This window comes from Nesterenkonia sp. K-15-9-6, from assembly GCF_052656005.1.
In genome coordinates this window covers 178,234-191,270 of record NZ_JBQYEY010000004.1, presented here as the reverse complement: position 1 = coordinate 191,270, position 13,037 = coordinate 178,234, and the positions used below count along the sequence as shown (strand labels likewise).

Sequence of the window (13,037 nt, the reverse complement as noted above, 5' to 3'; positions counted from 1 at the left end):
TCGCTCCGGCGGAGGTCGCTGTGATCACAGGGCAGTGACCTGCTCGCTGACCGCCTCGCTGACCGGTTCGCCGACCGGTGCGACGTCCACCCAGGCGCCCGACTCCGCGGAGGCCAGCACAGCGTCGATGATCCGGTTGGCCCGGGCACCGTCGGCGAAGGTCGGCAGCCCCGGGAGATGTTCCCCGCCGATGCGGGCGTAGGTGTCCCTCGCGAAGGCTGTGAAGGCGTCCAGGTAGCCCATCGGGTGGCCCGAGGGCACCACGGAGAGCCGCGAGGCGTCCTGACCCATCGTCGCCGGGTCGCGAGAGATCGTCATCGAGCCGTCGGTGCGGCCCAGCCACAGCTCGTCGGGGTGCTCCTGGTCGAAGAACACGCTGCCGTCAGCGCCGGCGAGCTCCAGGGTGAGCTGGTTCTTCCGCCCGGCGTTGACCTGGGAGACCATCAGGCTCCCCAGGGCCCCTCCTGAGAGCTCCACGGTCAGGGCGGCGGCGTCCTCGGTAACCACCTCGACGCCGCCCCGGCGGGGGTGGGCGATCGCGGTGGCCGCGCTGAGCCGGACGATCCGCTCTCCGGAGACGAACTCCAGGAGATCCACGAGGTGGGACCCGATGTCCCCGAAGGCCCGCGAGCGCCCCGAGACCTGCGGGTCCACCCGCCAGTTCGACTCGCCGGCGTCCAGCAGCCAGTCCTGAAGATAGGCCCCCCGGACGGTCAGCAGTCGACCGACCCGACCCGACGCCGTCTCCTCCCGGGCCTGCCGGGCCATCGGGTGGAACCGGTAGACGAACGGCACCGAGGCGACCACACCGGCTTCTTCGGCCAGCGAGGCCAGGGCGGCGGCCTCCTCGGCATCGACGGCCAACGGCTTCTCGCAGACCACGTGCCGTCCCGCCTGGAGGGCAGCCCGGACATGCTCGGCGTGGCGGGCGTTCGGCGAGCACACGTGGACGACGTCGCTGCGGGAGATCAGCTCCTCCACACCGGCGACGGGCTCCACCCCCAGCGGCGCGGCCGCCGCCGCGCTGCGCTCCGGCGACGAAGAGGTCAGTCCCACGACCTCGGCGCCGGCCGCGCGGGCGGCGGCGGTGTGGGTACGGGCCATGAACCCGCCCCCGATGATGCCGACTTTCAGGTTCTGCATGGATGTCTCTTCCTTCTGTGGACCACGTCTGTGTCTGTCTGTCGTCCGGGCTGCTCAGCCCGGGATGCCGTCGTCGGGGACGGACCTCACTTCACCGCCCCGGCCGAGAGTCCGGTGACCAAGTGCCGCTGGACCAGCATGAAGCCGAGCAGCACGGGCAGGGAGACCACCACGGAGGCGGCCATCAGCTGGTTCCAGAACACGTCGGTCTGAGAGGCGTAGGCCCGCAGCCCGATCGCCAGGGTGCGGGTGTCCGCGTTGGTCATCACCGAGGCGAAGAGCACCTCGCCCCAGGCGGTGATGAAGCAGTACACCGAGACGGCGATGATCCCGGGCCGTGCGACCGGAAGCACCACTCGGATGAGCGCCCCCATGCGTCCGGTGCCGTCGATCATGGCCGCTTCCTCCAGATCCTTCGGGATGGAGGCGAAGAACCCGCTGAGCATCCAGATCGCGAACGGCAGCGAGAACGTCATATAGGTCAGGATCAGCCCCAGATGTGTGCCGTTGAGCTGGATCCCCACGGTGCGCTGGATCTGCGTGAAGATCAGGAACAGCGGCAGCAGGAACAGGATGCCCGGGAACATCTGGGTGGAGAGCACCATCATGGAGAAGGTGCGCGCCCCCTTGAACGGGAATCGGGACAGCGCGTAGGCGGCCAGGACCGCCAGCACCACGGAGCAGATCGTCGCGGTCACCACCACGATCAGGCTGTTGACGAAGTAGTGTGCCAGCGGAACGGTCGACCAGATGTCCAGGTAAGGCTGCAGGGTGACGGTGGTGGGCCACCAGCTGAACATCCCTCGCACATCCTCCAGCGGCTTCACGCTGGTCACCACGACCACATAGAGCGGCAGCACGACGATGGCGGTGAGGAAGGTCAGCCCCACGGCACGCAGGATCTTGAATCCCCGGGTCTCAATCATGGAGTGCCTTCCCCTTCGGCATGACCAGCTTGATGTAGAACGCCGAGGCGATCACCAGGGCCACCAGCAGCAGCACGCTCATCGCACCGCCGACGCCGAAGTTCCAGTAGTTGAACGACTGCTCGTAGATCAGCGGCGAGATCAGGGTCGCCTCCGGCGGTGAGGCCGGACCGAACAGCACATAGGGGATGTTGAACTGGTTGAAGATCCACAGCGAGAGGATCAGCAGCATGACCACATTGGCCTGCCGGATCATCGGCAGGGTGATGGAGGTGAACTGCTTCCACAGGCTCGCCCCGTCCATGGCGGCGGCCTCATAGACCTCGTCCGGGATGTTCTGCAGAGCGGCCAGCAGCATCAGGAACGCGAAGGGCCAGAACTGCCAGACGGTGACGATGACGGTCACCCAGAACGCGTTGCCGCCCAACAGCCAGAACGGTCCGGAGTCCAGGATCCCCAGGTCATGGACCAGGATCCGGTTGATGACGCCGTCGCGCTGGTTGAACATGAACGCCCAGGCGATGGCCCCGACGTACTGCGGCAGCGCATAGGGGGTCAGGAACAGGGTGCGCAGGAAGCCTCGACCCTTGACCTTGGAGGTCAGCAGCACGGCGGCGAACATCCCCAGGGCCCAGGCCGCGCCGACGCTGATCACCGTGTAGACGACCGTGCGCAGCAGCGCGGCGTAGAACTGGCTGCCGATCGGACCCTCCGGGTCCAGACCGGTGACGAAATTCTCCAGGCCGACGAACGGCGCCTGCAGCCAGTTGCCGATGGTGAACTGGTTCAGCCCCAGGAAGGCGATGTAGACGCCCAGCACCATCGGGATGATGTGGATCAGCATCTCCATGACGCTGGCCGGGGCGATCAGTCCGTACGGGAACAGCCGCGACCGGCGGCTGGCACCGGCAGTCTGCACCACCTGACTGGCGACGGCGGCCTGGGCACGACGCTGGTTCCTCTCACCGGGCGAGGGGCGCGTCGTCGATGCCTCCCGCCCTGCCCCGGCGACGCCCTGGTCAGGCTCCGGCGGGTCCTTCAACTTCGGTTCGACCGGCATGCTCAGCCTCCGTCACATCTGCGATTCGGCGGTGGTCAGAGCGTCGCGCACGTCGTCCTCGGTCACCTCGCGGCCCTGGGCGACGTCGGCGAGCAGGTCCCGCATCGCCGTGCCGACCACCGTCTCCATCTGGCTCTCGGACGGATAGAGCGGCATCGGCTGGGCGTGGTCCTGCAGGATCTGCTGCTTGAGCTGGATCTCGTCGGACTGGAACGCCTCGTCCTCATAGAGGTCGTTGACCACCGGCAGCCCGGTGAACTCCTGGTTCAGGTAGGTCTGCTCCTCGTCGCTGGTCATGTGGGCGACGAACGCGACGGCGGCATCGATGTTGTCGGAGTTCTCAAAGACACTCATGTTGATGCCCGCCACGTGAGACTGAGTGGCCTCCAGGCCGGTGGCGTCGGCGTCGAGCATCGGCATCGGGGCCGCCTGGTAGTCCTCGAAGCCGCGGTTGTCGAACACGTTGCCGGGCGCTTGGTCGAAGACCATCGCGGCCTGTCCGCTGGCGACCTGCTCCACGGACTCGGCGCCGTTGACCAGCTCCGCATCCGAGGGCGAGACCACGCCGTCTGCGCCCATCAGCTGAATCCACTCGTTGACCCCGGCGACCACGGCGTCATTGGTGAAGTCCGGCTCGCCGTCGTCATCGTAGAGCTCACCGCCGTGCTGCAGGCCCCTGATGAAGGCGGCATGCGAGTTGTTGGAGATGCTGGCCCCGGCCATGGTGAAGCCCCACTGATCGATGCTGCCGTCGTCATTGGTGTCCTGAGTCAGCTCCTGGGCGACCTCGACGAACTCCTCCCAGGTCGCCGGAGGCCCGTCGATGCCGTTCTCCTCGAAGATCTCCGTGTTGTAGTACAGCGAGTAGCTCAGCGCGTACAGCGGCACGGAGGTGGGCGCCTGGCCCTCGGCGCCGCCGGTGGCCCAGCTGGACGGGATGAAGCGCTCCTCACCGCCGATCGCCTCCAGCGCCTCACCCTCCCACTCGAGGAACGCCCCGGTGGCCTGCAGCGAGGTGGCCCAGGTGTTGCCGATGTTGAGCACATCCGGGGCGTCGCCGGAGGACACGGCGGTCAGGATGCGGTTCTGCAGGTCGTTCCACGGAATGACCTCCAGCTCCACCTCCACGCCCGTCTCGTCGGTGAACCGTTCGATGGTCTCGGAGAGGACCTCTTCGTCCTGGGTCACCGACTCGCCCTGGTTGGAGGCCCAGTAGGTGATGCTGCCGGAGAGGTTCTCCGTGTCCACCTCCTCAGCGGGGCTGGAGCCGCAGGCGGCCAGGGAGCCGACAGCGAGCACAGCCAGCGGCAGGGTGGTCATACGGCGGAGAGTCCGGCGCCGGAGCGCGGAACGACCGGTGAGTGCCATGACAGGGTCCTTTCATCAGAGATGAGAGTGGTGACGAGCGATGGTGAGGGCCCTTGCTTCAGGGGCCCGGGAGAGCTCAGAGAGACGGCTGGGTGGGGTCCCAGTCGGCGTCGAGAGGGGCGGAGGACTCCACGGTGCTGGTGACCTCCACGAACTGACCGGACTCCACGGATTCGGCGATGGAGACCATCGCGTCCAGCACGTGGAAGGCCAGGTCGCCGGGGACGCGTTCCCGGCGACCGGCGCGGATGGACTGGGCCAGCTCCACCACCCCGGTGCCGCGGGTATGGAAGGAACCTTCGGCCGGGATCACCTGAGGCTCCTCACCGCCGGTGTGCAGCGTGGTCTCGCCGTCGAACATGTTGGGGTCGGGGAACACCGCGGTCCCTTCGCTGCCGGCGATCTCCACGAAGCCCGCCCGGGGCAGCTTCGAGTCGAAACTGAAGACCGACTGGGCGCTGGCCCCGGACTCGAACTCGATCAGGGCGCTCACGTGGGTGGGGACCTCCACCGGGAACTCCGTGCCGGCCTTCGGGCCGGAGCCGATGACCCGGGTGGCACGGGCTTGGGACCCGGTGGCGGCGACCCGCCGGATGGGCCCGAACACCTGGACCAGAGTGGTGAGGTAGTAGGGGCCGATGTCGAACAGCGGGCCGGCCCCGCGGGCGAAGAGGAACTCCGGGCTGGGGTGCCAGGACTCGGGACCGGGCACCTGGAAGAGGGTCAGCGCGGTCAGCGGTGTGCCGATGGAGCCGTCGCGCACGCTCCGCAGCGCGGTCTGCAGACCCGCCCCCAGGAACGTGTCCGGCGCGACGGCGACCCGCACCCCGGCCTGCTCCGCGGCCTCCTTCAGCCGGCGTCCGGACTCCCGGTCCAGCGCATAGGGCTTCTCCCCCCAGACGTGCTTGCCCGCGGCCACAGCCTGAAGGGCCACCTCCACGTGCACCGCCGGGATGGTCAGATTCACCACGATCTCGATGTCGTCACGCGCCAACAGCTCCTCATAGCTGCCGGAGTGCGGCACGCCCCAGGCCTCAGCCTGCTCGGCGGCCCGCTGCGTGTCGATATCAGCGATGAACCGCACCTCCAGATCGGCGAAGGCGGTCAGGTTCTTCAGGTACTCGTTGCTGATCACACCGGCGCCGACGACGCCGACGCCCACGCGGCCTCCTGCCGGGGAGGTCTGCTCGGCCGCCGGGGAGGCAGCAGTGGTCGTGCTGAAAGCCATGGGGGTCTCCTGGTGTCTTCTCATGGGGTGGTTCATCCTGCTCCGGTGGGTCAGGCGCCCTGCGGGGCGCCCGCCAGGTGGGCGTGGCTGGCGACGACGGCGTCGAAGATCTCCCCGGCGAAGTCGTCCAGCTCGACCACCGGCAGGGCCTGCGGGGCGGCAGCGAGGATCTCGGCGATGGGCATGCTGCCGGAGCCGACGGCCACCTGGTCGGTGTTCTCCTTCGTCTTCGGCCCGTCCTTCACATGGATGGCCACGACGCGCTCCCCCAGACGGCGGAGCAGGTCCGGAGCGGACTCTCCGCCGACCTCGGCCCAGTAGGTGTCCACCTCGAGGTCGACGGCATCCCCTGCCGCCTCCGCGAAGACCTCGAGGGCGGGGACGCCGGCGATTCGGTTCTCCAGCTCGAAGGCGTGGTTGTGATACCCCACGCGCAGGCCCTGGTCGGCGGCGCGGGCCGAGGCCTCGCGCAGCTCGCGCGCCACCCCCTCGACACCGTCTCGGCTGCTCCAGCGGGCGGGGTCGATCAGCGGATCGACGACGGTGCCGACGCCGAGCCGACGGGCGGCGGAGAAGACCGCATCCAGGTCTGCCCCCGCGAGCTTGACGTGGGCGGTGGGCGCCGAGAGCCCCAACCGGGCCATGGGCTCGGCAAGCTGATCGGCGAAGTCCACGAGACCGAAGGGCTCCACCTGGGTGAACCCGATGCCGGCCAGACGCTCCAGAGTCTCCCCGGCGTCGGCGGTCAGGTGGTCTCGCACCGTGTAGAGCTGGATGGACAGAGAGTTCACGATGATGGTGCTCCTTCGGGAGGGTGGACGGATGATGCGGGCGACGCTGGTCGAATGCTGATGAGAGCGATCTCTCCGAGCTGTGAGGCGGGTCACTCTGCGTTCTCTGCACACAGTAGACGCACTTCTGTCGATCGTCAACAGAACTGTGACTCGGATCTTCAGAGGCGCCGCAGAATTCGATGGAAGTGTGCTTGACTGGTCCCATGCACGTGGCCAGAAGCATCAACGCCCTCGGCGGAACAGGAGCCTCCGACGTCTTCCAGCTCCTGCGTGACGGCGTGCCCAAGAGCCGCACCGAGCTGGCCGCGCTCACAGGGATGGCCCGCTCCACCGTCAACGACCGGCTCTCCGCCCTGACGGAGCTCGGGCTGATCGGCCCGGCCGCCGACGGCGTCTCCACCGGAGGCCGTCCCCCGCGGAGAGTCGCCCTGCTGCCGGACGCTCGTCTGGCGCTGGCCGTGGACCTCGGCGCCAGCCATGTGCGTCTGGCGGTGGTAAACCTGCTCAATGCCCAGCTGAGCGCCCATGAGGAATCTCTGGACATCGCCGCCGGCCCGGAACCGGTGCTGGCCCGGGTCATGGAGCTCGCCGACGAGCTGCTCGCCGGGCTCGGACGGGACCGCCAGGACATCATGGCCGTCGGCATCGGCCTGCCCGGTCCGGTGCACTTCGACTCCGGGCGCCCCTCCCGCCCCCCGATCATGCCCGGTTGGGACGGCTTCGACGTGCCCGGCTGGTTCCACCAGCACGTCCGCGTCCCGGTGCTGGTGGACAACGACGTCAACATCATGGCGCTCGGCGAGCACAGTCGACTCTCCCGCCCGGTGGAACACTTCCTGTTCGTCAAAGTCGCCACCGGGATCGGCGCCGGGATCATCTCCGGGGGCCGCCTGCAGCGCGGCGCCCAGGGCATCGCCGGCGACATCGGGCATGTGCGGGTCCGCTCCGGCGACGGCGTCTTCTGCCACTGCGGCAACGAAGGCTGCCTGGAAGCGGTCGCCTCCGGCTCACGACTGGCCGAGCAGCTGCGCCGCGCCGGCCACCGGGACATCTCCGGCGGCCGGGACGTCGTGCGGCTCGTGGACGCCGGCGACCTGGACGCCATCCGCGCGGTGCGTCAGGCGGGCCGCGACCTCGGCGAGGTGCTGGCCGCCAGCATCAGCTTCCTGAACCCGGAGGTCATCGCCGTCGGAGGTCGCATGGCGGGCGCCGGTGAGCACCTGCTGGCAGGGGTGCGCGAAGTCGTCTACCAGCGAGCCATGCCGCTGGCCACCCAACGCCTGGACATCCACACCGCCGCCCAGACGCGCGACGCCGGCTTGCTCGGCGCCAGCCTGCTGGCGCTGCACCACGCGCTCTCCCCCGCCGGCATCGACGCGCTGGCCGACGCCTCCTCCGCCTGAGCCGTCGCCGCGCCTCCGCGGAGCCGGGCCAGTCCCGTCCGGGTCAGTCGCTGGGTCAGCCGAAGAGGCGTATGGGGTTGACGATGTCGGCATAGATGAGCAGCAGCCCCATCACCAACAGCATCCCGGCCACCACATAGGTCAGCGGCAGCAGCCGCGAGATGTCGAACGGTCCAGGATCCGGACGCCCGAACAGGCGCGCGAGACGCCGCCGGAACGCCTCATACAGGGCACCGGCCACATGCCCGCCGTCCAGCGGCAGCAGCGGGATCAGATTGAACACCATCAGCGCCACGTTGACGCCGGCGATCAGCGAGATCAGGGAGGCGAAGCGGGACTCCAGCGGGATCTCGTCCTGCACAGAGAGCTCCCCGGCGATCCGGCCGACGCCGACCACGCTCAGCGGCCCGTCCGGGTCACGCTCGGCCTCGGTGAAGGTGGACACGGCCACGTCATAGAGCCGCACCGGCAGGTTGGCCACCACTTCGAGCACAGCCTTGGACTGCGTCCACACCATCGGGCCGGCCTCCCAGGCGGGCTGGCGGACCAGCTCCTGCTCGGCCCCCATGCCGATGAAGCCCACCGGCTCGGTGACCAGCGCCCCGTCGCCGTCGCGTTCGACGCGCCCCAGCCCGTCCAGCACGGGACGCTCCGTGAGAATCGGGGTCAGGGCGGTGCTGTGCCGCTCGCCGTCGCGCACGTACTCCACGGGAGTCGAGGCACCGGCCGAGTCCCGGATCAGCCCGGTCAGCTCCTCCCAGTCCTCGACCTCTTGTCCTCCGTAGGCGACGATCTCGTCACCGGGCCGCAGGCCGGCCTCATAGGCGGGACCGGCGGGGTCGTCGTCGGTGCAGGCGGTCTGCCCGGCGTCGGCGGCCTCGGCCGAGACCACGCACTCGTAGACCTCGCGGACCTGGGTGTTCGGCTCAGCGGTGCCGTGGACGGTGATCATCCCGGCGGTGAGCACCAGCGCGATCAGCCCGTTCATCGCCGGTCCGCCGAGCATGATGATGATGCGCTTCCACACCGGCAGACGATGGAACATGCGGTCCTCGTCGCCGGGCTGCAGCTCCTCGGCGGCCACTTCTCGGGCCTCGGCCGACATCTGCTGGAACAGCCCGGTGGACTGGGAGCTCACCGTCCGCACCGGGGCGTTCCCGGCGTCGGCGGAGCCTGGCACCGCGCCCGGTCCGTCCTGCGCGCCCGGGTGATCCTGCGTGCCGGGGGGCTCAGGTGCCGCGTACTGCGCACCGATCTCCCGAAGATACGGATCGGTGGGGCCATCGTCGTGAGCATCCGAACCCTGAGCATCCGAGCCCTGAGCGTCCGTTCCAGCGTCCTGCTCCGGCGGCGGATACATGCCGATCATCGCCACGTAACCACCCAACGGCACCGCCTTGACGCCATATTCCGTCTCACCCCGGCGCTTCGACCACAGGGTGGGCCCGAAACCGACCATGTACTGGGTGACGCGGACCTTGAACAGCTTGGCAGGCACCAGGTGCCCGATCTCATGCAGGGCGATCGACAGGATGATCCCCACGGCGACGACCAGGATGCCCAGCGTCATGAGCAGAACCGTCATGCCTGGCCCTCCCCCACCTCGACGGCGCGGGGCGCCCGGTGCGTGGGCACCGTCACCGCGGCGGCGGCGATGAGCTCATCGGCGTGGGCCCGTGCCTCACGTTCCACCTCCAGCACCTCGTCCAAGGTCGGTGTCCCGGTGCTCGCCGTATGCGCCGCAAGCACCTTCTCCACTGTCGGCAGGATCTCCGTGAAGCCCAGCGCACCGTCGTGGAAGGCGTCCACCGCCTGTTCGTTGGCGGCGTTGTACACGGCCATGTGGGTGGCGGAGGCCGCACAGGCCTGCTTGGCCAGACGCACGGCGGGGAAGGCGTCGTCGTCGAGGGGCTCGAAGTCCCAGCGCATCGTCTGGGTCCAGTCGATGGCGGTGTCCACCTGCGGCAGCCGCTCCGGCCAGGAGAGCCCCAGAGCGATGGGCACATACATGCGCGGCGGCCCGGCCTGCGCCAGAGTGGAGCCGTCCTGGAATTCCACCAGCGAGTGGATGACCTGCTGCGGATGCACCACGGCGGTGACGTCCTCCAGGGGGACGTCGAAGAGCAGATGGGCCTCGACCACCTCGAGCGCCTTGTTGACCATGGTGGCCGAGTTGGTGGTGACCACCCGCCCCATGGCGAAGTTCGGGTGACGGAGCGCCTGGGCGGGGGTCACTTCGGCCAGCTGAGTGGGGCTGCACCCGCGGAACGGACCGCCCGAGGCAGTGACGATCAGCCGACTCACCTCGCTGCGTCCGGTGACCACCGGGGCACAGAGGCCACGCTCGTGCCGTCCGGAGCTGAGCGCCTGGGCCAGGGCGGAGTGCTCGGAGTCCACCGGCACCACTTGGCCGGGACGCCGCTGGGCGGAGGCCACCAGCGCCCCACCGACCACCAGGGACTCCTTGTTCGCCAGGGCCAGCGTCGCCCCGGAGGCGAGCGCCGCCAGCGTGGGCCGCAGACCGATGGAGCCGGTCATGCCGTTGAGCACGACGTCGGCGCCCAGCTCCCCCGCAGACACCACGGCGGCCTCTTCCCCGGTGAGGATCTCGACCTCGTGGGTCACACCTGCGTCCCGCAGCGCCTGGGCCAGGGGAGGCTGGTCCGGATTCGCCGCCGTGCCGCCGTCGACGGCGATGCCTGCCGCCCGGGCCCCGGTGGCGCGCACCTGGTCGGCCAGCAGCCGAGTGTTGGTGCCCGCAGACAGCCCGACGACGTCGAAGCGCCCGGGATTGGCGGCGATGACCTCGAGCGCCTGGGTGCCGATGGAGCCGGTGGAGCCCAGCAGGACCACACGGGACGCGCCGTCGTCGCCGGGTCGGATTCTCGGCGCGGGATCCGGACGCTGCGGCCCGGCAGGATCGGAGGCGGGGTGGGAGGACATGGCCCTATTATCACGGTCCCGCCTGGATATCCGGGAATCGGGGGCCCGTCCCTGATGACGCCTGATGCCCCGGCGAGGAGACCTGATGCACGTCCGTGGAGCTTGTGCCGGTACCCTGGACGCACTGCACCTGTCCCCACCTTCGGCCGTGCTGCCGACGACGAGGAGCCACATGATGATCACGCTGCGGGAAGTACAGCCGAGCGACCTGGATCAGTTCTTCCTGTTCCAGCAGGACGCCGACGCCGCCCACATGGCCGGCTTCGCCTCCACGAACCCGACTGACCGCGGCGTCTTCGACCACCACTGGGGCGAGCTGCTGAACTCCCCGGACACGATCGTGCGCACCATCGACTTCGAGGGCCAGCCGATCGGCTCCATCGCCGCCTTCGAGGACGACGGATCCCGCGAGATCATGTTCTGGACGGACAAGCAGTTCTGGGGCCGCGGCATCACCACCGAGGCCGTCTCCAAGTTCCTCCACGACTTCCCGGAGCGCCCCGTGCGTGCCCGCGTAGTCGTGGACAACGTGGGAACCCTGAAGATCCTGCAGGCGCTGGGCTTCGTGGAAGTCGGCGAGGAGTCGAACTTCTCCAACGTGCGGGCCGCGGTCGTGCAGGAGAAGATCCTCCAGCTCAGCTGATCCCGGCGCACGCGGTCTCCTGACCACCGCAGTTCGCTGCTGGGGTTCACAGCGGAGCATGACGGGCGGCTCGGGCCCCGCGCAACGGTGAGAACACGATGATCAGCGCGGCCACCACGAACACCGCCACGGTGATCCAGAGGGTCTCCTGCAGGCCCAGCGCCCCTGCCGCTGCACCTCCCAGGACCGCACCGGCGGCCCCACAGCCCCGGTTGGCCGTCCGCATGGTGGAGTTCATCCGCCCCAGCATGCCCCGCGGCGTCACCGACTGCTGGAACCCGGCCTCGGCAGGATCCTCCACGCCCATGGCCAACCCATAGAGCGTCTTCGCCCCGGCCAGAGCCAGCACGGAGCCCGCTGAGGCGTCCGGGACCAGGATCACCGTCGTCCAGGCCAGGGGCATCAGAGTTCGCCCGAGCAGCACCGTGCTCCCCTCCCCCAGACTGCGGGCGATCCACGGGGCCGTCAGCGCTCCGGCGAGTCCGCCCACTCCCGCGCAGGCCAGGACGACGCCGTAGAGGGCCGGAGAGATCCCCAGGTGTCGCAGCGCGTAGAGCGCGAACACCGTCATCGCTGCACTGTTGGCCAGGAACCAGACGTGGGTGGACAGCGCCAGGGGCGCCAACGTCCGATGCCGGTACACGAAGGCCAGACCCTGACCCATGGAACGGGTCAGGCCGCCGTCGAGACCGCTCCGGCCACGGTCACGGGCCGGCGCGGGCCCCATCGCCACCGTGGCCAGCAGCCCCGCGGAGACGAGCCGGCCTCCCGCTGTGAGCAGCAGGGTCATCGGCGCGCCGACCCAGGCCACGAGCACACCGGCGGCGGCCGGCCCCGAGGTCTGGGCGACCGTGCGGGCCTGGCCCAGCCGGGCGTTGGCGAGCACCAGCTGCTCACGGCCCACCAGGTCCGGCACCGCAGACTGCTCGGCCGCCACGCTCATGACTCCGCAGGCGCCGACGAGGAACAGGACGGCCGCCGTCGTCGGCAGCGTGAGGTGCCCCAGCCACCAGAGCATCGGGACGGTGAGCAGAGCGAGACCTGCGGCAGCGTGAGAGACGACCAGCACCGGACGCCGCGGCCACCGGTCCACCAGGGCGCCGGCCAGCAGTCCCAGGAGCAGATACGGCAGGAACTGCACGGCGCGGATCAGCCCCACCTGCTGCTCGGTGGCCTCCAGCACCTGGACCACCAACACGTCCACGGCCACCACGCTGATGCTCAGCCCTGCCGCGGTGATGGCATCGGCAGAGAAGAAGCGCAGGAACGGCCGGCGTCGCAGGGGCTCGGCCGGGGCTGGACGCGTCTCCCGCTCCCCCATGCGCGATCCCCCCCCCTCGACTCACCGTGCGTGTTCCTCGACCTCTGCACTGACCTCTGCACTGACCTCTGCACTTCTCCACGTGCATGCTGCACGCCTGCGGCAGGACCGCGGCAGGATCGCGGCAGGATCGCGGCGGCGTGATCATCATGCCACACAGGTGACGCGCATCACTGGCAAGCGCATTCCTCGGGTAGACTCGCCCATC

Annotated in this window: 11 protein-coding genes and 1 pseudogene; 2 read left to right on the top strand and 10 right to left on the bottom strand. The window is 69.5% G+C overall.

Going from position 1 to position 13,037, the window contains the following annotated elements; all coding sequences use genetic code 11:
• Positions 1 to 24 precede the first annotated feature (24 nt).
• The 7 genes and pseudogenes from SD455_RS04265 to SD455_RS04235 all read right to left on the bottom strand — a co-directional run bounded on the left by SD455_RS04265 (position 25) and on the right by SD455_RS04235 (position 6,516).
• Complete coding sequence (locus tag SD455_RS04265; RefSeq protein ID WP_445507361.1) at positions 25 to 807, bottom strand: Gfo/Idh/MocA family protein; 783 nt, start codon at positions 805 to 807, stop codon at positions 25 to 27.
• Positions 805 to 1,155, bottom strand: a pseudogene (locus SD455_RS04260) (Gfo/Idh/MocA family protein); the annotation flags it as partial. The pseudogene SD455_RS04260 and the gene SD455_RS04265, both read right to left, overlap by 3 nt.
• 74 nt (positions 1,156 to 1,229) lie before the next feature.
• Positions 1,230 to 2,069 carry a carbohydrate ABC transporter permease gene (locus SD455_RS04255; protein ID WP_070160069.1) on the bottom strand — a complete coding sequence of 280 codons (840 nt, stop codon included), beginning with the start codon at positions 2,067 to 2,069 and terminating at the stop codon, positions 1,230 to 1,232.
• Positions 2,062 to 3,129 (bottom strand): carbohydrate ABC transporter permease, encoded by a 1,068-nt coding sequence (locus tag SD455_RS04250; RefSeq protein WP_311023697.1) that lies wholly within the window; start codon positions 3,127 to 3,129, stop codon positions 2,062 to 2,064. Before SD455_RS04250 ends, SD455_RS04255 begins: the two co-directional genes overlap by 8 nt.
• 12 nt (positions 3,130 to 3,141) lie before the next feature.
• Positions 3,142 to 4,449: an ABC transporter substrate-binding protein gene (locus tag SD455_RS04245; RefSeq protein ID WP_070160090.1), complete on the bottom strand. Its 1,308-nt coding sequence runs from the start codon at positions 4,447 to 4,449 to the stop codon at positions 3,142 to 3,144.
• Positions 4,450 to 4,573: 124 nt separating this feature from the next.
• Positions 4,574 to 5,725 (bottom strand): Gfo/Idh/MocA family protein, encoded by a 1,152-nt coding sequence (locus tag SD455_RS04240; RefSeq protein ID WP_445507340.1) that lies wholly within the window; start codon positions 5,723 to 5,725, stop codon positions 4,574 to 4,576.
• Between the two features lie 50 nt (positions 5,726 to 5,775).
• On the bottom strand, positions 5,776 to 6,516 hold the full coding sequence (locus tag SD455_RS04235) for a sugar phosphate isomerase/epimerase family protein (RefSeq protein ID WP_445507339.1): 741 nt from the start codon (positions 6,514 to 6,516) through the stop codon (positions 5,776 to 5,778).
• 206 nt (positions 6,517 to 6,722) lie between these two features.
• Here SD455_RS04235 and SD455_RS04230 point away from each other — a divergent pair, with 206 nt between their 5' ends.
• Entirely contained in the window at positions 6,723 to 7,922 is a 1,200-nt protein-coding gene (locus SD455_RS04230; protein ID WP_311023693.1) for an ROK family transcriptional regulator, read from the top strand.
• 55 nt (positions 7,923 to 7,977) lie between these two features.
• On the opposite strand, the gene SD455_RS04225 is transcribed toward SD455_RS04230, so the two are convergent.
• Positions 7,978 to 9,507 carry a M50 family metallopeptidase gene (locus SD455_RS04225; protein ID WP_445507338.1) on the bottom strand — a complete coding sequence of 510 codons (1,530 nt, stop codon included), beginning with the start codon at positions 9,505 to 9,507 and terminating at the stop codon, positions 7,978 to 7,980.
• Positions 9,504 to 10,865, bottom strand: a complete 1,362-nt coding sequence (gene dxr / locus SD455_RS04220) for a 1-deoxy-D-xylulose-5-phosphate reductoisomerase (protein ID WP_445507337.1) — start codon at positions 10,863 to 10,865, stop codon at positions 9,504 to 9,506. The genes SD455_RS04225 and dxr overlap by 4 nt, the downstream gene beginning before the upstream one ends.
• A 172-nt stretch (positions 10,866 to 11,037) precedes the next feature.
• On the opposite strand from dxr, the gene SD455_RS04215 reads away from it, so the two are divergent.
• Positions 11,038 to 11,508 carry a GNAT family N-acetyltransferase gene (locus SD455_RS04215; RefSeq protein WP_070160057.1) on the top strand — a complete coding sequence of 157 codons (471 nt, stop codon included), beginning with the start codon at positions 11,038 to 11,040 and terminating at the stop codon, positions 11,506 to 11,508.
• A gap of 46 nt (positions 11,509 to 11,554) precedes the next feature.
• On the opposite strand, the gene SD455_RS04210 is transcribed toward SD455_RS04215, so the two are convergent.
• A complete protein-coding gene (locus tag SD455_RS04210; protein ID WP_445507336.1) occupies positions 11,555 to 12,829 on the bottom strand; it encodes an MFS transporter in 1,275 nt (424 codons plus the stop codon).
• Between the last annotated feature and the right edge of the window lie 208 nt (positions 12,830 to 13,037).